The organism is Actinomadura madurae, from assembly GCF_900115095.1.
GTDB classification, from domain to species: Bacteria; Actinomycetota; Actinomycetes; order Streptosporangiales; family Streptosporangiaceae; genus Spirillospora; species Spirillospora madurae.
Map to the genome: position 1 here is coordinate 66684 of NZ_FOVH01000013.1, position 19600 is coordinate 86283.

The 19600-nt window shown below is 71.8% G+C and carries 17 protein-coding genes; 6 read left to right on the top strand and 11 right to left on the bottom strand.

All coding sequences use genetic code 11. The features are described from left to right. Window positions 1-78 precede the first annotated feature (78 nt). On the top strand, window positions 79-1035 hold the full coding sequence (locus BM339_RS31145) for a ParB/RepB/Spo0J family partition protein (protein WP_021592449.1): 957 nt from the start codon (window positions 79-81) through the stop codon (window positions 1033-1035). Window positions 1036-1096: 61 nt separating this feature from the next. On the opposite strand, the gene BM339_RS31150 is transcribed toward BM339_RS31145, so the two are convergent. Next, window positions 1097-1498, bottom strand: coding sequence for a cold-shock protein (locus BM339_RS31150; protein WP_143118679.1), 402 nt, complete (start codon window positions 1496-1498; stop codon window positions 1097-1099). Window positions 1499-1766: 268 nt separating this feature from the next. Between BM339_RS31150 and BM339_RS31155 the strand changes: the two genes are divergently transcribed. Next, the gene (locus BM339_RS31155; protein ID WP_075023194.1) at window positions 1767-4058 is read left to right on the top strand and encodes an aminotransferase class I/II-fold pyridoxal phosphate-dependent enzyme; all 2292 of its coding nucleotides are present in this window, start codon (window positions 1767-1769) and stop codon (window positions 4056-4058) included. A 65-nt stretch (window positions 4059-4123) separates the two neighbouring features. Here the strand turns inward: BM339_RS31155 and BM339_RS31160 are convergent, their stop codons facing one another. Together BM339_RS31160 and BM339_RS31165 are read right to left on the bottom strand one after the other, a co-directional pair. Continuing rightward, window positions 4124-4753 carry a TetR/AcrR family transcriptional regulator gene (locus tag BM339_RS31160; RefSeq protein WP_075023316.1) on the bottom strand — a complete coding sequence of 210 codons (630 nt, stop codon included), beginning with the start codon at window positions 4751-4753 and terminating at the stop codon, window positions 4124-4126. A gap of 125 nt (window positions 4754-4878) precedes the next feature. Further along, window positions 4879-5796 carry an NADP-dependent oxidoreductase gene (locus BM339_RS31165; RefSeq protein WP_075023195.1) on the bottom strand — a complete coding sequence of 306 codons (918 nt, stop codon included), beginning with the start codon at window positions 5794-5796 and terminating at the stop codon, window positions 4879-4881. Between the two features lie 569 nt (window positions 5797-6365). Between BM339_RS31165 and msrB the strand changes: the two genes are divergently transcribed. Both msrB and msrA read left to right on the top strand, forming a co-directional pair. Continuing rightward, window positions 6366-6833 carry a peptide-methionine (R)-S-oxide reductase MsrB gene (gene msrB / locus BM339_RS31170; protein ID WP_021592454.1) on the top strand — a complete coding sequence of 156 codons (468 nt, stop codon included), beginning with the start codon at window positions 6366-6368 and terminating at the stop codon, window positions 6831-6833. Between the two features lie 9 nt (window positions 6834-6842). Next, a complete protein-coding gene (msrA, locus tag BM339_RS31175) occupies window positions 6843-7349 on the top strand; it encodes a peptide-methionine (S)-S-oxide reductase MsrA (protein WP_021592455.1) in 507 nt (168 codons plus the stop codon). 48 nt (window positions 7350-7397) lie between these two features. Here the strand turns inward: msrA and BM339_RS31180 are convergent, their stop codons facing one another. The 4 genes from BM339_RS31180 to BM339_RS31195 form a co-directional block, all read right to left on the bottom strand. After that, a complete protein-coding gene (locus BM339_RS31180) occupies window positions 7398-8663 on the bottom strand; it encodes a PrpF domain-containing protein (protein ID WP_075023196.1) in 1266 nt (421 codons plus the stop codon). Continuing rightward, window positions 8660-11056, bottom strand: coding sequence for a CaiB/BaiF CoA-transferase family protein (locus BM339_RS31185; protein ID WP_075023197.1), 2397 nt, complete (start codon window positions 11054-11056; stop codon window positions 8660-8662). Before BM339_RS31185 ends, BM339_RS31180 begins: the two co-directional genes overlap by 4 nt. Continuing rightward, window positions 11053-11865, bottom strand: coding sequence for an enoyl-CoA hydratase/isomerase family protein (locus BM339_RS31190; RefSeq protein WP_075023198.1), 813 nt, complete (start codon window positions 11863-11865; stop codon window positions 11053-11055). Before BM339_RS31190 ends, BM339_RS31185 begins: the two co-directional genes overlap by 4 nt. A 274-nt stretch (window positions 11866-12139) precedes the next feature. After that, window positions 12140-12919 carry a GntR family transcriptional regulator gene (locus tag BM339_RS31195; protein ID WP_021592459.1) on the bottom strand — a complete coding sequence of 260 codons (780 nt, stop codon included), beginning with the start codon at window positions 12917-12919 and terminating at the stop codon, window positions 12140-12142. Window positions 12920-13193: 274 nt separating this feature from the next. Between BM339_RS31195 and BM339_RS31200 the strand changes: the two genes are divergently transcribed. Then, window positions 13194-14333 carry a thiolase C-terminal domain-containing protein gene (locus tag BM339_RS31200; RefSeq protein WP_024933956.1) on the top strand — a complete coding sequence of 380 codons (1140 nt, stop codon included), beginning with the start codon at window positions 13194-13196 and terminating at the stop codon, window positions 14331-14333. Then, window positions 14330-14776 (top strand): Zn-ribbon domain-containing OB-fold protein, encoded by a 447-nt coding sequence (locus BM339_RS31205; RefSeq protein WP_075023199.1) that lies wholly within the window; start codon window positions 14330-14332, stop codon window positions 14774-14776. The genes BM339_RS31200 and BM339_RS31205 overlap by 4 nt, the downstream gene beginning before the upstream one ends. Window positions 14777-14832: 56 nt before the next feature. Here the strand turns inward: BM339_RS31205 and BM339_RS31210 are convergent, their stop codons facing one another. From BM339_RS31210 to BM339_RS31225, 4 genes are read right to left on the bottom strand one after another with little or no spacing between them, the layout of a single operon-like run. Beyond that, on the bottom strand, window positions 14833-16068 hold the full coding sequence (locus BM339_RS31210) for an amidase (RefSeq protein WP_075023200.1): 1236 nt from the start codon (window positions 16066-16068) through the stop codon (window positions 14833-14835). A 45-nt stretch (window positions 16069-16113) separates the two neighbouring features. Beyond that, window positions 16114-16803 (bottom strand): ABC transporter ATP-binding protein, encoded by a 690-nt coding sequence (locus BM339_RS31215; RefSeq protein ID WP_021592463.1) that lies wholly within the window; start codon window positions 16801-16803, stop codon window positions 16114-16116. Next, complete coding sequence (locus BM339_RS31220) at window positions 16800-18659, bottom strand: branched-chain amino acid ABC transporter ATP-binding protein/permease (RefSeq protein ID WP_075023201.1); 1860 nt, start codon at window positions 18657-18659, stop codon at window positions 16800-16802. The genes BM339_RS31215 and BM339_RS31220 overlap by 4 nt, the downstream gene beginning before the upstream one ends. Further along, on the bottom strand, window positions 18659-19531 hold the full coding sequence (locus BM339_RS31225; RefSeq protein WP_021592465.1) for a branched-chain amino acid ABC transporter permease: 873 nt from the start codon (window positions 19529-19531) through the stop codon (window positions 18659-18661). Before BM339_RS31225 ends, BM339_RS31220 begins: the two co-directional genes overlap by 1 nt. Window positions 19532-19600: the final 69 nt, after the last annotated feature.

The following is a 19600-nucleotide window of genomic DNA, read 5'->3' on the forward strand; positions in this document are numbered from 1 at the left end:
GCGCTCGTCAGGCATCTCTCCGTTCAGCAGGAAGGCATCGAGCGTTCGGCGGTGGCGCGAATACCGATAGCATCGCTGGTGACGGCGGGATCGCCGCGGCTGGAGGGCGAGGACGCCGAGCATGTGCGCGTGCTCGCCGACGCGGGCGGCGCTCTGCCCCCGATCGTGGTGCACCTGCCGTCGCGCCGGGTCATCGACGGCATGCACCGCCTGCGCGCCGCCATCCTCCGCGGTGAGGAGGAGATCGACGCTCGCTTCTTCCATGGCACCGAGGCCGACGTGTTCCTGCTCTCGGTCGCGGCCAACATCCAGCACGGCCTTCCCCTGTCGCAGCGGGACCGGATGGCCGCGGCCGAGCGCATCTTCGTCACCCATCCCGAGTGGTCGGACCGCATGGTCGCGATCGTGGTGGGCATGTCGAACAAGAAGGTCGGCCGGCTGCGGAGACAGGTGGCCGGCGACATCCCGCAGCCCGCCGTCAGGATCGGCCGGGACGGCAGGGTCCGGCCGGTCGACGGGTCGGCCGGCCGGGAGCGGGCGGCGAAGTTGATCGCGCGCGATCCGGATGCCTCCCTCCGCCGGATCGCCCGGGAGGCCGGCATCTCTCCCGCCACCGCCGCGGACGTGCGCGACAGGGTGCGCCGCGGCGAGGATCCGGTCCTGCCGCGGCATGGCGCCAGGGCGAAGGCCGCCGAATCCGAGGCCGTGACCGGGAAGCCCGCCGAGCTCGGGGATCCCGTGCCGATGGCGCCGTCGATCACGGTCATCGCGGAACTCGTCACCGGATTCGAACGGCTCCGCAGGGATCCCTCCCTGCGGTTCACCGAGGCGGGCCGGGCGCTGCTGCGGATGTTCGAGGCGTGCCTGGCGGTCGTGCGTCACGAGGAGACCATCAAGAAGGGCCTTCCCCCGCACTGCCTGTCCTCGATGGCCGAGCTGAGCCACGCTTACGCCTCCGTCCTGAAGTCGTTCGCGGCGGAGCTGCAGCAATTGGAGACGACACATTCCTCCGAGAATTGCGAAAGCGTCGGCTGAGCACCGATGAGGATGGGCGGCCCGGCCCCCGGCCGGGGGCCGGGCCGCTCCGGGCGTTGAGCTAACCCTCCACCCAGCCGCGTTCGCGTGCGAGGGCCAGGAAACCGTCGCGAAGCCGTACGATCTGGGATCCGGTCAGTTCCGGAGAAAGCCGGAGAAGCATGTCGGTAAGTGTGGCGCGCATCTCCCCGATGGTCAGGACATCGCAGAATTCGGAGTCCTCGTCGTGCTCGGCGGGGTTACCCGAAGAGGTCGCCTCCGCCACCACGCCGACGCAGTAGGCCTTCTTTCCCCGGTCGCCGTCCATGACCTCGAACCTCACCCGCGCTCCGGGGGTGAAGCGCGACTGGTCGCCCTCGCATTCGTTCACATGGACGAAGACGTCGGCGCCGCCCCGGTCGGGTGCGATGAACCCGTAGCCGCGAGCGGCGTCGAACTGCAGAATCCTGCCAAACTCCGTCACAGAGAACACTCCCATGCACCGATCGCGCTGCTACATGACCGCCCTGACCGGTAATTCCGAAGCACCTGGCGGCCCTGACAGGGTAGTGGTCAGGGGTGCCGGCGGTCGTCTCGAAGGTGTCCAACCGGCGCCGTGCGCCGGTTGGACACCTGATTTCCGTCCGGCGTCGCAGATTGCCTTCGAATGAACGATCGTACGTCCTGGTGGACGTTCGGCGGCGGTGAAACAATTCGTGGGACTCGCGACTCTTTCCCGCAAAGGGCGAATAATGGAATGGTCCCTGAACGACTTCATGCGGTTGGCCCGGGCGCGAACCTCTCCGGCGACCTGGGACGTCTTCGAGGGCGATGACCGCGAGCGGCGCGCGCTCGCGGCCAACCTCGGCGCGTTCGAGCGCGTGCGGATGCGTCTCCCCGCCCGGGGCGGGCCGCCCGACCGCCCGGACACCACCACCAAGATCCTTGGCCGGGTGTGGGACGCGCCGGTGGGTGCCGCCCCGCCGGCGCAGGTGGCCCTCGGACACGAGTCCGGGGAACTCGGCGTCATCCGCGGGACGGAGGCCGTCGCGGAGGCTCCGGTCGTGGTCGGCGCCTCCGCCGCCCATCCGGTCGAGGACCTCGCCGCCGCGAGCGGCGTCCCGCTCTGGCTCCAGACCCGCCGTGCCCGTGATCGTTCGGTGAACGAGGATCTCCTCGGACGAGCGGAGACCGCGGGCTTCGAGGCGGTCGTCCTCGCCGTCGGCGCCGCGGGTCCCGACTCCGCCGCCGATCCCGCCCTCGACTGGGCCGAACTGGGACGGCTGCGCTCACTGACCTCGCTGCCGATCCTGGCGAAGGGCGTCCTGACGGGCGCCGACGCTCAGCGCGCGATCGACACCGGCGCCGACGGCGTCATCGTCTCCAACCACGGCGTTCACCGGGACGATGGCGTGGCGGCCACGCTCAGCCTCCTGCCCGGGGTGGCGGCCGTGGCGAACGCACGGGTGCCGGTCCTTCTCGGCGGCGGCGTCCGGCGCGGCCGGGACGTGCTGGCCGCGCTCGCCCTCGGCGCCGACGCGGTCCTCGTCGGCCGTCCTGTCCTGCACGGCCTGACGGTCGGCGCCGCCGAAGGTGTGGAACAGGTGCTCAGAGTCCTGGTCGAGGAGCTCAGGGCCGAGATGAGGGCCGCCGGCGTCGCGACGATCGCCGAGATCGGCCCCGATCTCGTCGAGGCGGGCGGCGAGGCGGCGGGCCACCGGCCGGGCCGCGGTGCCGTGCTGCGCATGGCGGACCTGCATTCCAGCGTCGCGGATCCGGTCATGGACACGATGAACTTCCTGAACGAGGTGACGCTGCGCAACCCCGACGCCGTGTCCTTCGCCCCGGGCAGGCCGTACGACGGCTTCTTCGACACCGAGCAGATCTTCACCTACGTGCGCCGCTACCTGACCTATCTGGAGGACGAGGGGCGGTCGCCCGCCAAGGTTCGCGAGACGGTCTTCCAGTACGGCCCGTCCGCCGGACTGATCCGCGACCTGATCGCCGACGCGGTCCGCCAGGACGAGGGGATCGACGTGCCGCCCGACTCGATCGTGGTCACCGTCGGCTGCCAGGAGGCGATGTTCCTCGCCCTTCGCGCGCTGATGTCGGGTCAGGGCGACGTGCTGCTCGTCTCCAGCCCCAGCTACATGGGCATCGTCGGAGCGGCCAGGCTGCTGGGGGCCGAGGTGGCCGCCGTGGCGGAGGGGCCGGACGGGCTCGCGTGCGCCGATGTGGAGGCCGCGATCATGGCCGAGCGGGCGCGGGGCCGCCGCCCCCGCGCGCTCTACGTCATCCCGGACCACTCCAACCCGTCCGGTGTCACTTTGCCGCTGGAGACCCGGCACGCACTTCTCGACCTGGCCGAACGGCTCGACGTGCTCCTCCTGGAGGACAGCCCGTACCGGCTGGTCAGTCCCGGGGTCCAGGTCCCGACACTGAAGTCCCTCGACCGGCACAACCGGGTCGTCCACCTGGGCTCCTTCGCCAAGACCGTCTTTCCCGGCGCTCGCGTCGGCTACGTGATCGCCGACCAGCCGGTGGTGAGGGACGACGGGACGACCGGCCTGCTCGCCGACGAGCTGGCGAAGATCAAGAGCATGGTCACCGTGAACACCTCGGCGCTGAGCCAGGCCGCGGTGGCAGGCGCCCTGCTCTCGGTCGGCGGCCGTGTCTCCGACCTCAACGTCGAGACCGCCGCGCACTATGGCGACACCATGCGGTACGTGCTGGACGGCCTGGCCCGGGAGTTCCCGGCCGAGCTCCGGGCCCGGCTCGGGGTGAGCTGGAACGAACCCACCGGCGGCTTCTTCCTGACCGTCCGGACGCCGTTCGTCGCCGACAACGCCGCACTGGCCAGATCGGTCGAGGAGTTCGGAGTGATCTGGACGCCGATGTCCTACTTCCATCCCGAGGGCGGAGGCAGCCGAACGATCAGGCTTTCGACGAGCTACCTCACGCACGCGGACGTGAACGCGGGACTCGCCCGCCTTGCCGCCTTCATCAAGGCCGAGGCGGCCAGGTCTCAGGCGATGGACGTCTAGCCGATGAACGGCTGAAAGAGCCCGCGTCGCCCGCAGCCCGAGCGCGCCGGGCTCGGGCGCGGCCGTCAGGGCGAGAGGTGCATCCTCACGTGATCCAGCGCCATGTCGAGGGCGATCTCCATGGGGGTGACGTCATGGGCGGTCTGGGCCAACAGGTAGCCCCCTTGGAGCGCCGCCATCAGCCCCACCGCGAGCTTCCTGGGGTCGGCGTCGGCCGTGAGGGTCCGGGCGTCCTGCATGCGGCGCAGACCGGCCTCGATGAGGTTCTCCCACTCTTCGAAGGTCTTCGCGAGGGCGAGGCGAGCGACCTCGTCCCTGTCGGAGACCTCTCCGGCGATCGAACCGAGGATGCAGCCGTACGCGCCCTTCTGCAGTGCGTTGCGCTGGACGATCGCGTCCCTCCACCGGACCAGGCCGTTGAACGATCTGAGGCGCTGCAGCGCGGCGTGCTCGCGCTCCATGATCTCTTCCGCGCGGAGCTGGACCACGGCGCGGACCAGCCGCTCCTTGTCCGCGAAGTGGGTGTAGAGCTGGGACTTGCTCGTGCCGCTCGCGGCGCGGACCTCGTCCAGAGTGGTCGAGCTGACCCCTTTCACGTACATGAGCTCGGCCGCGGCCTCGATGATGCGCCGCCTGGTCGCCGCGCCGCGACGTGTCAGCCTCGGCCCTTGCCCGGCACTCCCTGACCCGGTCACGAAGGCAAGGCTACCGGCCCGAAAGATCGGCGCCCGCCCGACCACGTGCCGCTCGCTCGCGTGACGTTCGCCCGATCGTCGCCCGGCGGCCGAACGGGGTCTTTCCCCTGGAGTGGCAGCGGCGCCTATGGACGAACGCGAATAATCGTCTTGCCTTTGGGACGCTCGGTCGGGTTGAAGGCGGCGACGGCGTCGTCGAGGGGCACCACGTTGCCGATGTTCGTCCGCAGTCGTCCGTCCCGTACCCGCTGGACGATCTCGCCCAGTTGCGCGCGATCGGCCTCGACGACGAAGTCGACCGCGAGACCGTCGGCCGGCCGCGCCTCGGGCGGGCCCGCGACGGTCACCAGCATTCCTCCGGCACGGACCAGGCCTGCGGACCGCTTCCCGATGTCGCCGCCGATGACGTCGAAGACGAGATCGACCGCGCCGACGTCGCCCAGCGGGTCGTGGTCGAGGTCGACGAACTCCCGCGCGCCGAAGTCGAGCGCCGCCTGCCGGTCGGCGGTACGTCCGGTGCCGATGACGTAGGCGCCGGCCTGGTGGGCGAGCTGCGCCACCATCGATCCGACTCCGCCGGCCGCACCGTGCACGAGGACGCTCTGCCCCACCTGGAAGCGGCCGTGCACGAACAGTCCCTGCCACGCGGTCAGGCCCGAGATCGGCAGGCTCGCGCCCACCGTGAAGTCGACGTCGCCCGGCAGCGGCGCGAGGTTGCGCGCCTCGACGGCCGTGTACTCCGCCAGGGTGCCGTCGCGGGTCCAGTCCGCGAGCCCGAACACGCGCTGTCCCACCGTCAGCCCTCTCGTGCCGTAGCCGAGAGCGCTGACGACTCCGGCCAGCTCGTGCCCAGGGATCGACGGCGTCCGGTCACGGCCGAGGCGATCGGTCCAGGTGCCGGGCCACGTCAGCTCTCCGGGGGTGAATCCCGACGCGTGAACCTGAACGACGACATCGTTGATCGTCGCCTCCGGCTCCGGCCGCTCCGCCGGCGTCATCCCGGCCGTCCCCGCGGCCTCGTCCGTCACCACGATCGCCTTCATCAGGCCCTCCCTCGATCCAGTCCTCGCTTGTTCGCCATCTCGCTTCACCAGCATTGGTTCCCCGCGGACGCAGGGGGACTTCGCAGCCCGTCGCCAAGGAAGGCTCGCAGCCGGATGGCCTGAACCTAGTCGTCCCAGAACTGGTCGGTCAAGTCCACTTTAAATGATCACAAACGAGCTTGATCGAAGGCGCTATGATCCCGTATTGCCAGATGACGAACGCTGGGGACTCTCTACTGCTTGACCTGCGTGTTCAGTAGACCGCAATTGATTGGACGTCAGAGTCCAACTTGAAGCCTATCTGTCCGCGTGTGCAAGGGGGAGATCCGGTTCACCCCTGCGCTAATGGACTTGACAGTCCAAGTATGTCAAGCTGGCGCCGCATACGCGCACCACCCTCCACCACCCTGGGCCTGCGTCGGTTGCCCGTTCTCGATCGCACCCTGGTTCGGGACCGTGGAGTCCAGTTGTACGGGAATAGAACCAGGCCGCGGAGTGTCTGTACATGTGCGTCCAGGTGGACCTCACCTGGTTCCAGCTTCACGCCGCAAGGCCGGGAAGGGAGAGCTGTGCCCCGGCAGACCCAGTACCACAAGAACCCGGAAGCGGTTTCGCGGCTCGCTCCGGAGCAGTACCGCGTGACTCAGGAGGGCGGCACCGAGCGTCCGTTCGCCAACGCCTACTGGGACAACCACGAGCCCGGCATCTACGTCGACGTCGTGTCCGGCGAGCCGCTGTTCGCGTCCGCCGACAAGTACGACAGCGACACCGGCTGGCCGAGCTTCACGAGGCCGATCGACGGGACGGACATCGTCGAGCGCGAGGACTCCAGCCACGGGATGATCCGGACGGAGGCCCGCTCGCTCCACGGGGACAGCCACCTCGGCCACGTCTTCCCCGACGGACCCGTCGACAAGGGCGGACTGCGCTACTGCATCAACTCCGCGTCGTTGCGGTTCATCCACCTCGACGACTTGGAGAAGGAAGGGTATGGCGAGTACCGGACGTTGTTCACGAGCGACACCGACGACAAGTAGGGAGACGACGTGACCACCGAGAAGGCGATCCTCGCGGGCGGCTGCTTCTGGGGCATGGAGGAGCTGTTCCGCCACCAGCCCGGCGTCGTGTCCACGCGTGTCGGGTACAGCGGCGGTGACGTTCCCAACGCCACCTACCGCAACCACGGCACCCATGCGGAGTCCATCGAGGTCGTCTACGACCCCGAGCAGACCGACTTCCGGGCGCTGCTCGAGTTCTTCTTCCAGATCCACGACCCGACGACGAAGAACCGCCAGGGCAACGACATCGGCACCAGCTACCGGTCGGCGATCTTCTACACCGGCGACGAGCAGAGGCGCGTCGCCGAGGACACGATCGCCGACGTCGACGCCTCGGGGCTGTGGCCCGGCAAGGTCGTCACCGAGATCGCCCCGGCGGGCGACTTCTGGGAGGCCGAGCCCGAGCACCAGGACTACCTGCAGAAGTACCCCAACGGCTACACCTGCCACTTCCCCCGTCCCGGGTGGAAGCTCCCGAAGCGGGCGACGGCCTGACACGGCCGGACCCGCGGACCCCGGGTCCGCGGGTCCGGTGCGCCGGGCTCAGCCGCTGACCCCGGCGACGGGCGGCGCCGGGGCGGCCACCTGTGTCGTGGACGGCGGGCCGCTGCGCGTGAGGTCCTCGGGGTCGATCTCCTCGGCCAGCGCCGCCAGGTCGGACCGGCGGACGTACGCCTCCCCGCTCATGATCGGCCGTACGGTCCGCGCGATGGCGGCGTGCTCGACGGTGCACCCGCCCGGGTGCTCCTTCACCTTCGCGTCCGCGCGCATGACTCCGGACGGATGGCCCATGAGCACGGCCTCGTCCTTGTGGTCCCGCGCGGCGTAGAGGTCGTGGACGACGGTGCCCGCCGCGACGGCCGCGACCGCCGTGCAGCAGCTCGCGGTCCCCGGGTACGCCTCGTGCATCGTGTCGCGCATCGGCTGGATCCCGGCGAAGCGCACCGCGAAGTCGTAGGCGTCCGGGGACAGTGTCCGCCCGCCCACCGTGGTGTAGAACGCCGGCGGCGCGACGGCGACCGGCCACGGGGTCGTCTTGCGGGGGTCGACGCCGAGGAGCCGCTGCGCGGCCTGCCGGACGGCGATGAAGGTGCCGACGACGTCCGGGCCGCGGTCGATCGTCTCGTACCCGGTCATCCCGGCCTGCTCCGCCGGGAAGAACACGCACATGTTGGCGAGGTCGACGATCGAGCAGGTGATCGTCCCGATGCCGGGAACGTCAAGCGTGTCGGCGCGGTTCCCGGTCGGGAACACGCCGCCGGCCATGGAGGCGCCGACCGTCGCGGAGAAGTCGGTGAGGACGGGCGCGCCCGTCCCGGAGACCCCGGCGATCTCCAGCGGGCCGTCCATGAGGGGGCTGCCGTCGTCGCCCGTGGGCACGTCGACGCCGAGCAGCATCCCGGTGTTCGTCTGGTTGATCCGCACCCTGGTCGTGCCCGGACGGGCGGGGACGAGCCCCTTCAGCACGGCGAACGTCCCCACGCCGGGCGTCAGATTGCCGCAGTTGAAGTCCCAGTAGACCTTCGGCTCACCGATCCCTACCTGCGCGAACGTGTAGTCGACATCGGCCTCGGGGTGGGTGCTCGGGCCGACGATGCAGCACTTGCTGGTGGTCGGCATGGCACCGCCCAGACCGTCCAGCTGCCGGGCGTCGCGTGCCCCGAACAGCGCGATGAGGAACGGCCCCCACAGCGTGCGGTCGGAGGGCAGGTCGCTCTCCAGGAGGTAGACGCCCCGGCTGGTGCCACCACGGATCAGCATGGTGGGAATGGACAGCAGCTCGCCGCTGGAAGTGGCTGGGACGGTCACGGCTGATCACTCCTCGGCTCGGGGGCGCGGATAGGGGAGGGGCTCGCCTCAGGGCCGCAGTGGATGACACCGCGCCCCTCCAGATCATCGATCTCTTCGTCTGACATGCGACCCAGGTCGCGGAGCACCGCCCGTGTGTGGGCGCCCAGGCCGGGCGCGGTGACCGGCGGGCGCGGGGCGTGGCCGTGCAGGCGCATCGGCAGGCCCTTGACCGGCCCCTGGCAGGTGGCCAGGGTGACCCCCCGCGAGGCGAAGCCCGGCTCGTCGCGTCGGCCGGCCGCGTCCAGCACCGGGACGGCGGGGACGCCCGCGGCGAGCAGCTCGGCGATCGCCTCCTTCCTCGTCCGCCGCCGCGTCCAGCCTGTCACCTCGGTGTCGACGAGGTCCTCGTGGGACCACCACCAGGCCTCGTCATGGCCCGCCAGCGCCGCCGGGGCGGCGAGCGCGGCGAGGGCGTCGCGGTGCCGGTCGGTGAAGCAGGAGATGGCGATCCACGTGCCGGGCTCGGAGCAGGGATAGGTGTCGTGCGGGGTGCGGCCGGGGCGGCGGTTGCCGTGCGGCGCCGCGTCGTTCCCGTTGACCAGGTGGTCGGCGATCTCGGCCGCCAGCGTCCAGCTGACCACCTCGCGCTGGGAGACGTCCAGGTGGACGCCCTCGATCCCGCGCTGGAGGCAGTAGGCCAGGAAGGCGGCCCCGAACAGGGACACCAGCTGGTCGGGGTAGTTGACGTCGGAGGACGACCATAGCGGGCGGTCCGCCTCGTACCCGGTCACCGACGCCAGGCCGGACAGCAGGTCCAGGGTGGATCCGTAGGAGCTGTTCCCCGCCTCCGGGCCGTCCTGCCCCTGGCTGGACAGCGAGAGGTAGAGCAGGTCGGGGTTGACCGCCCGGATCGTGTCGGCGTCGATGCCCAGCCGTCGCGTGACGCCGACCCGGTAGTTCTCCACGAGGATGTGGCTGCGCCGGGCGAGCCGGTGCACGACCTCCCGGCCCTCGGGCGTCTTGAGGTTGACGGCGACGCCGAGCTTCCCGGCGTTGTTGGACGGAAAGTACGGCGACGTCGGTGCCGTGGCCGCGCCGCCGGCGGGATCGGGCATCTTCCAGGAGCGGAAGGTGTCGGGGCGGTCCGTCCATTCGATCTTCAGGACGGTCGCGCCGTAGTCCGCCAGCAACCGGGTGACGGCGGCCCCGGCCGTGATCGTGCCGAAGTCGAGCACGACGATCCCGCTGAGCGGTGCGGTGCCGCTCGGGGGGCGCGGCCCGGGGACGGTGCCCGGCGGCCGGGACGTCCAGCGCTCCGGCATCCGGTCCGCGGGCTCGGGAGCCGTCCCCGACCGCCATGGCAGCCCGGCCGTGTGGACGGGCGTCCCCACGGCCGGGGTCGATCCGCCCGGGTCCGGTTCGGGCGTGATGAACCCGCGGTGGCGCAGCTGGGGCGACCGGACGAGGTCGGACGCGCGGGCCGCCCACCCGAAGGGCAGCCCGAGCCGCTGCGCCAGCCGGTAGATGTCCTCGGCGGACCGTTCCACCGCCCACCGCTCGACGACCGGCCACCATTCGGCGGCCCTGGCCTGCCGGTGGGACTCGTCCGCCAGCAGCGGGTCCGCCAGCTCCGGCGCGCCGACGAGTTCGACGACCTGCGCCCAGTGCTTCTGCTGGAAGATGAAGCCGACCCATCCGTCGCGCGCCCGGACCAGCCGCCAGTCGCCGGGGTCCGCCCCGGACCTCATGGGCGGACGGCCGGTCATGGACTCGGCGACGTCGCTCTTCCAGTCCATGTACGCCACGACGTCGCACATGGTCACCTCGACGAGGTCGCCCCCGTGCCCGGCGTCCCGCCGCCGCAGGGCCAGCATGGCGCCCAGGAAGCCCGTCACGCCGGCGCAGTAGGCGGCCTGCTCGCCGCCGAGGCCAAGCGGCCGGCGGTCCGGCTCGCCGATCATCGTGGCGAGGCCGCCGTAGGCCTCGGCGAGCAGGCTGTCCCCGGGGATGTCGCGGTAGGCGCCGTCGCGGCCGAAGCCGAGGATCCAGACGGCGACGAGCCGCGGCCACCTCTCCCGCAGGCCGTCGGCGCCGAGGCCGAGTTCGGCGGCGGCGGCGGGGGTGAGATCGAGGACGGCGACGTCGGCCAGGTCGAGCAGCCGGTGGAGGTCCCGGGCGCCGGCGTCCCCGGAGCCGATCCGGACGGCGTCCTTGTCGGCGTTGAGCGCGACGAACTCCAGGCCGGTCCCGGCGGCGTTGAGCGGGGGGCGCCGGCGGAGCGGGTCCCCGCCGGCCGGTTCGCACCGGACGACGTCGTGGCCCAGCCCGGCGAAGAGCCGGCCGCAGACCGGACCCCCCACCCCGCCGGAGATCTCCACGACCCGCAGGCGCGGCGGCTCGGACCCTGTCACGCCGCCCCCTGGCCGGGATTCGGGCGGCCCGCGGTGAAGTTGTCCAGCGCCTGGCGGTGGCCGTCGGTCCGCGCGTGGATCTGGGAGTTGGTGTAGGCGCCGAACTCGAGCGCCGTCCGCCACTCGTTGACGTGCATGGGGATGTGCCAGAGGGCCTTCTTCGACCACTCCAGCGCGACCGCGTCGAACCTGGCGATGTGGCGGGCGAGGTCCAGCGCCGCGCCGGCGACCGCGTCGGCGCCGACCGCGATGTTGGCCATGCCCCAGTCGACGGCCGTCCGCCCGTCGATGCGCTTGGCCGTCAGGACCAGCCAGGCCGCGTGCTTGGGGCCCAGCCTGAGCTGGGCGGCGGGCCCGGCCAGCCCGGGGTAGAAGCCGAACCCGATCTCCGGCATGCCGATCTGCGCGTCCTCCGCCACCACCGCGAGGTCGCTCGCGTTGATCAGCGTGGACCCGCCGCCCAGCGCGTATCCGCACGCCGCGGCGATGACGATCGCGGGGTGCCGGCGGATCTCCTCCTGGACCCGCAGCCAGGAGGCGTTGAGCTCGTCCTCCTGGGCGGTGTCGCCGCCCGCGAGCTGGTTGAGGTCCATCCCGGCGGAGAACGTGCCGCCGGCGCCCGCCAGGATGATCACTTTGGCGCGGCCCCTGGCCGCGTCCAGCGCGTCGAGGAAGGCCTGCCGCGCCTGCGCGTCGAGGGCGTTGCGCTTCTCGGGCCGGTTGAGGGTGATGCGGACGATCCCCTCGCCGACGTCCGCGACGAGGATGCTCGCGGCGTCCGGGGAGCTTTCCTGGTCTCGTTCCGTCACTCGCTGCCCCTCTGATGCCCGGTGTTTCGTTATTGTCTGACAGTCAGACGATACGCCTCATTTTGCCTCGCGAGTCCACGCCAGTCAAGGCTGGGCGGACGGTGCCCGCTACAGCACGTCGAGGCCGTGGGAAGAAGGGGTGTGACCCGCGGACATGCGGAAACCCCGCGGGGCCGTCGCGGCCACGCGGGGTAGGGCAGGGCGCGCCCGCGGTGTTAACGGGCCCGTGGGGAACGCGGCCCGATGTCAGACACTCGCCGGCGGAGGCGAGCCGCTACGCGCCGCGCCCGGCCTCGCCGGAGCCGGTCTCGGCCCCCTCGGCGGGCTCGCCGGTCGCCTCCGCCATCCGCGCCAGCGCGATCGCCGCGGCATTGCGCACGTGCAGGTCGGAGGCGGCCATGGCCCGGCCGACGTCCCGCTCCTCGATCGCCTCGACCAGGGTGCGCATCTCGGCGATGGTCCGGTCCAGCCGCCCCGGAGCGGACAGGGACGTCCAGCGGAGGCGCCGCAGGCGGCCCTGCAGGCTGGTCAGCATCTGGGTCAGCGGAGGGCTGTCGGCGCCCGCGAACAGGGCCTTGTAGAGCTCGTCCTTCGCGATGAGCCGCGCGAGGTCCGCGCCCTCGCTCTTCCTGGCCGCCTCAAGCTCCTCCAGCGCCGCGCGCAGCCGGGACATGTGCTCCTCGGTGGCCCGCTCCACGAACCGGCGGACGGCCAGGGACTCCAGGGCGACGCGCATCTCGTAGATGTCGGCGGCCTCGTCGGTCGTCAGGACGCTGACGATGGCGCCGCGCTGGGGGATGTTGGTGACCAGCCCCTCGGACGCGAGCTGGGCGAGCACCTCGCGCACGGTCGCGCGGGACACGCTGAGCTGCTCCATCAGCTCCCGCTCGATGAGCCGCTGCCCCGGCCGCAGCCGGAAGTCGAGGATCGCCTCCCGGACGACCTGGAGCACCTGGTCGCGCAGCGGTGCCGCCACCCGGCCGATGGGTGCGCGCAGCCCCATGCCGGTCGTGGACGGCGAACCCGCGCCCTCCGGCTTGTTCCGCTCCGCCATGACCGAACTCCTCCTGAGCAAAGGGGCCGCCGTCGCGTGGGCTCCAGTCCCCGCTGTCGGACGGCCAGACCAACTCACTCCTGGACGATAGCCGAATCGGACCTGTCCGGGTGGCCCGTAGAGGCGCCCGTCTCACCTTTGAACGCGCGGTCTGCGGCGCTCCCGGAACCCCGCCTGTTGCGCTCTCCACGATGGACCACATAATGTCTGATTGTCAGACGATTTGTGGTGGGCATGGCCGGTCGGCCTGCCGGGAAAGGTTGGGAGACGGCGGGTGGGACAACGCGCACGCAGCGCGATCGTGGGGGTCGGTGCCACGGAGCAGGGCGAGATCCCGGGCGAGTCGCCCGAGGAGATCGCCGTGCGCGCGGCCGTGCTCGCGCTCGCCGACGCGGGGCTCGACATGTCGGCGGTGGACGGGCTGATCACGTGCAAGGCGCCGCTCACGGCGCACGGAACCGACGAGACCATGGGACCGCTGCTCGGCGTCAACCCCGCCTTCAGCACCACCCTCGACTACGGGATGGGCTCCTTCTCCCTCCACCTGGCGTCGATGGCGATCCGGTCCGGGCTCGCCACCACCGTGCTGCTCACCTTCGGGACCAACGCGCGCAGCGCGCGGATCGGCTTCTCCCGCCCGATCGGCGGGTCGAGCGACTGGCTCCGCCTCGCCGGCCTGGTGCACGTGGCCGGCCCCGCCGCGATGGCCGTCCGGCGGCACATGCACCTGTACGGCACCACGGAGGAGCAGCTCGGCTGGGTGTCGGTCGCGCAGCGCGAATGGGCGCGGCTGAACCCGCTGGCGGTCTTCCGCGAGCCGATGACGATCGACGACTACCTCCGGCACCCATACATCGTGGCGCCGCTCCGGCGTCCCGATCTCACCCTCATCTCCGACGGCGGCGCCGCGGTCGTCGTCACGTCCGCGGAGCGGGCCAGGGATTGCCGTGCCGCCCCCGTGCACCTGCTCGCGATGGCCCAGCAGTCGGCCATCCGGAACGAGCAGAACGAGGACAAGCTGATGCGCCCCTGGCTCGGCGACATCGCCGGCCGGCTGTACGCCGAGGCCGGCGTCACCGCGGGCGACATCGACGCGGCGTATCTCCAGGACGGCACCTCGGTGTGGGTGCTGCAGATGCTGGAGTGGTACGGCTTCTGCGGCATCGGCGAGGCCGGCCCGTTCCTCGCCGAGGGACGCACCAGGCCCGGCGGGTCCCTGCCCGTCAACACGCACGGCGGGCAGCTCTCGGAGAGCTACACCCACAACTGGATGCATCTGTACGAGGCCGTCCGCCAGCTTCGGGGGGAGTGCGGGGACCGCCAGCTGGACGGCCCCGAGCTGGCCCTGCACGCGCAGACCCACGATTTCTGGAAGGGCGCGGCCACCCTTCTGTCCACCAGGGAGACCGCATGAGCGAGGCCACCGAACCGCTGCCCGGCAGCGCCAAACCCCTCCCGGACGTCGACGATCCGCTCACGGCGCCGTTCTGGGCCGCCGCCCGCGAGTCGCGGCTCGTCCTGCCCCGCTGCACGCACTGCTCCTACCTCCAGTGGCCGCCCGAGCCCGTCTGCCCCGAATGCCGGCATACCGGACGCGCGTGGCACGAGTTCCCCGCCCGGGGGAGGCTGTGGAGCTTCGCCGTCTACCACCGGGCGCTCGATCCCGCCTTCGCCGCTGACGTCCCCTATGCGGTCGGCCTCATCGAGCTCGACGCCGGCCGGAAGATGTACGGGACGATGGTGGGCGACCCGGACGCGCTGCGCGTCGGCCGGCGGGTCCGCGCCGTGTTCGACCCGGTGAACGAGGACGTGACGTTCGTCCGCTGGGAGGTCGACGACCCGGAGCCGGCGACCTGAAATGAGCCACGACCGCCGGACGGGACCGTTCGGCGGTCGTTCCACGTCCCGCACGGTCACCTCTCCCCGGCGAGCCAGTACGCGCATCCCAGCAGCAAGTCGTCCCGCTCCGGCCCGGCGACCAGCTGCGCGCCGATCGGCAGGCCCGTCGCGCCGGTCGCCCCGGGAACGTTCAGCGCGGGGAAGCCGACGGCCGTCCACGGCGAGCAGAACACCGGGTCGCCCGTCGAGGCGAGGCCGCGGGGTGCCTCCCCGACGGCGGACGGGAGCAGCAGGGCGTCGACCGTCTCCAGCGCCGCGGCCAGCCGCGCCCCGAGGTCCCGCAGCACCGCGTGCGCCGCGTCGCGGTCCGCCGGGGTGACGCGCGCGCCCTCGGCCACGAAGCCCCGCAGCGGTGCGGAGAGCCGGTCCCCGTGGCGCTCCAGCTCCGGCCGCAGGCTCTCCGCGATCTCGCTGGACGCGGCCGTGTGGTGCGCCTCGCCCGTCCGGCGGAGCAGGTCCGCGAGGTCCAGCTCGACGACGGTCGCGCCGCGCCGCGCCGCCGCCTTCCGCAGCGTCGCCAGGCTCGCCGGCACCTCCGGCTCCAGCCCGAGCCAGGCCGACACGTCCAGGAACCCGAGGCGCGGCGGCGCGGAGAGGGGCCGGACGGGCGCCGCGCCGGCGACCGCGCGGTGCACGGTCTCGATGAGCGCCGGCGAGCGGGCGAACCAGCCGATCTGGTCGAAGCTCGGCGCCATCGGTCTGACCCCGGTGACCGGGACCCGCCCGCGGGACGGTTTGAACGCCCACACCCCGCAGAAACTCGCGGGCCTGATCAGCGAGCCGTAGGTCTGGGTGCCGACGGCCACGTCCGCCATGCCGCACGCGACGGCCGCGGCCGAGCCGCTGGAGGAGCCCCCGGGCGTGCGCGTCTCCCGCCACGGGTTCGTCGTGGGACCGGGGGTCATGAGCGCGAACTCGGTCGTCACCGTCTTCCCGAGGACGAAGCCCCCGGCGTCCTTGAGCAGCCGGACGACGGCGGCGTCGGCGCGAGGGCGGTGGTCCGCGTAGACCGCCGACCCGTACGAGGTCGGCATGCCGGCGGTGTCCACCAGGTCCTTCACGCCGGCCACCAGGCCGGTCAGCGGGCCGGGGGCCTCCCGGTCGGCCTGCCCGGCCCGCTCCAGGCAGGCGCGCTCGTCGAGGTGCGTCCACGCCCGGACCCTCGGTTCCAGGCGGCGGACGACCGCCAGCGACCGGGTCACCGGCCGCGTCACCCGCCCTCCGGGATCGGAGGTGTCCCGGTCATCCATCGGCGCCGCCCTGTCAGTTGATGTACGCGTCCGTCGAGGTACGCGTCAGTCGAAGTACGCCGAGGCGGACTCGGCCGCCTCGTCCCACGGCTCGACGCGCCCGTCCTTGAGCAGGAACATCCGGTCGCAGTGCTCGTGCAGCATCCGGCTGTTCTGGTCGACGATCAGCATGCCGACCCCTTCCGTCCGCCCGAACGCGACCACCGTCTCGATCGCGGTGCGCAGCGCCCGCGGCGACAGCCCGAGGCTCATCTCGTCGACCAGCAGGATCCGCGGCCGGCTGATCAGGCCGCGGACGAGCGCCAGCATCTGCTGCTCGCCGCCGCTCAGCCGTCCGGCCTTCTGGCCCCGCAGCCGGGCGACGGCGGGGAACGCCTCCTCCAGCCTGCGCCGGAGGCCGTCGTCCCGGCCGCGCCCGGCGAGCATGCCGAGCCGGATGTTCTCGTCCACGGTCAGGTCGGCGAAGATGCCCCGGCCCTCGGGGACGTGGGCGACGCCGCTGCGGGCGACCGCCTCCGGCCTGCCGGGCAGCGGCGCGCCGTCGAGCCGGACGGACCCGCCGCTGCGGCCGGTCAGCCCGGAGACGGCGCGCAGCGTGGTCGTCTTGCCCGCGCCGTTGCGGCCGGCCAGGCCGACGATGTCGCCGACCGGCACCGACAGCGTCAGCCCCTCGATGATGCGCGCGCCCGAGATCCTGACGTACAGGTCCTCGATGCGCAGTCCCGACGATGTCACGCCTTGTCTCCCGTCCCCATGAAGACCTCCCTGACCTGCGGATCCTGGAGCACCTGGTCGGGCGTCTCGCAGAGCAGCACCTTCCCGAAGTCCAGGACGGTGCACCGGTCGGCCACCTGCCGGACGAACCCGACATGGTGCGCGATCACGAGGATGGACACGCCCGCGTCGCGGACCGCCTCGATCGCCTTGGCGACCGAGGCCATCTCCTCCGTCCCGAGGCCGGCCGTCGGCTCGTCGAGCAGCAGCAGCGTCGGCTCGGCGCCCATCGCGCGGGCGATGTCGACGTGCTTCTGCTCGCCCATCGTGATGTCGCCGGCGAGGGCCGGCCACCGCTCTCGCGGGAACTCCAGCGTCTCCAGCGCGGCCACGGCCCGCGCGTGCGCCCGCCGCCGGCGGCGGCGCTGCCTCACGGTGCCGGCCAGCTCCGTCCAGATGGTGCCGTCGTGGCTCTCGAACGAGCCGATCGTGACGTTGCGCAGCACGTCGAGGTCACCGACCAGCGAGGGGTGCTGGAAGGTGCGGGAGATGCCCAGCTTGCGCCGGGACGAGACCGACAGGCCGCCGAGGTCGCGGCCGTTGAGGGCCACCGTCCCGGACGACAGCGCCTGGATCCCGCTGATGGCGTTGAGCAGCGTGGTCTTGCCCGCCCCGTTGGGCCCGATGATGGCGTGCACCTCACCGCGGCGCACGTCGAGCGAGACGCCGTCCAGGGCCTTGACGCCGCCGAATCGCACGGTGAGGTCCTCGATCCGCAGCAGCACGTCGTCGCTCCCGCCGCGGACGGTGCCCGCGGCGCGCGGACCGGTGGACACCGGCAGCTTCGGTTCGATCACCGGGGCCGCCGGCCCGGACCCGCCCGAACCGCCCCGGCCGGGACGGCTCAGCACGCCGCCGGACCGGGACCGGAGGAGGCGCGCCAGCCGCTCGCCGAGGTCGTAGAACCCGCCGTGGAAGAAGACCACGATCGCCAGCAGGATCACCGCGAAGAAGAGCTCCGACACTCCCTCGTACCTTGTGGACAGCGCGTACGTGGAGACGAAGAAGAACACCGAGCCCAGGATGGGGCCGCCGATGCTGCCGAGCCCGCCGACGACGACGATGGCGAACAGCATGATCGACTGGGTCACGCCGAAGGTCTCGGGGGACAGGTAGCCCAGGTTGATCGAGAGCATGCAGCCGCCGAGCCCCGCGACCGAGCCGGCGAGGACGTGCGCCCGCACCTTCTCCCGGACGACGCGGATCCCCATCACCGCGGCGACGACCTCGTTCTGCTTGATCACCCGAGCCGCGACGCCGGCCCGGGTCCGGGTGTAGCGGAGGCAGACCAGCGCGGCCAGGACCAGCGCGGTGAGCGCGCCGAAGTACAGGCCCGTCCCGGAGCTCAGATCGAGGCCGCCGATCGACACCGGCGGCGCCACGATCCCGTTCGAACCGCCCGTCCAGTCCGCCAGCCGCTTCCCGCTCAGCAGGTCGAGCGTCACGGCGCCCAGGAAGAAGGTGCCGACGGCGGAGCCGAAGAACTTCAGCCGCACCAGGGCCGAGGCCACCAGCGCGGCCAGCAGGCCCGCCGCGGCGACGGCGATCACCAGCGCGGCCGCCCACGGCAGGCCGCCGTGCTCACGGAGCGAGCTCATCACGTACGCGCCGACGGCGAAGTAGACGAACTGCCCGAAGGAGAACTGCCCGGAGTAGCCGGTCAGCACGTCCAGCCCGACCGCCCCGGTCGCGTAGATCATGGCCACCACGAGGACGGAGCGGGTGCTCACCTCCGTGACGGCGAGGGGCGTGAGGGCCAGCAGGACCAGGATGGCCAGGAGGGGCCATCCGACGTTCTCGCGTGCGCGTGCCAGCATCAGAGCCTCGCAACCTGGGGGGTGCCGAACAGGCCGTTCGGCCGGACGGCCAGGGTGAGCAGCATGATCGCCAGCGCGCTGGCGAGTGTCAGGTCGCCGCCGGCGTAGGTGGAGACCAGGCTGGTCACCACGCCGATGATGATCCCGCCGACGAAGGTGCCGAGCAGGCTGGTGAAGCCGCCGACGACCGCCGCCGCGAAGGCGTACAGCAGGATCGGGTCCATCATCTGGGAGAACAGGAGCTGCTTGGGCGCCATGAGCAGGCCGATGAGCAGGGTCAGCGGCCCGGCGATCATGTAGGCGACGGCGGACAGCCGCCCGGCCCGGACGCCGAGCAGCCGCGCGATCGGCGCCTGCTGCGCGACGGCGAGGAACTGCAGCCCGAGGTTCGTGAAGCGGAACATCGCCACGAACAGCGTGCCGATGACCACGACCAGGCCGACGCTGATCAGGTCGGACCAGGCGACGACCACCCCGCCGAGCGAGGTCCCGCCCTTGGGGAGCAGCGTCGGGAAGGTGTACGGCTGGTGCTTGCCGAAGAACACGTTCGCCATCGCCGCGAGCAGCAGGTAGAGCGCCACCGTCCGGACCAGGATGTTGGCGTTGCCCGCGCTGCTGAACGGCCGCAGCACGACCAGGTAGAGCAGGGCGCCGAACAGCACGCTCAGCGCGATCCCGAGCCCTGCCGCCACGTAGACGTTCCCTTGGGCGGTATAGATCCGATACACAATGAACGTCTCGAACATTCCGATGTTTCCGGCGGCGAAATTCGCGACACCCGTCGTCTTGTAAAGGAAGACGAGGACGAACGACAGCAGTCCGATGACCAGGCCGAACGCGATTCCGCTGATGACCACCGACAGTGCGAGCACGACGACTCACCGATTCCTTGGGACTGGGGACACCCGACGGCACGCGCGGGAGGCGCGTGCGGAGAATGG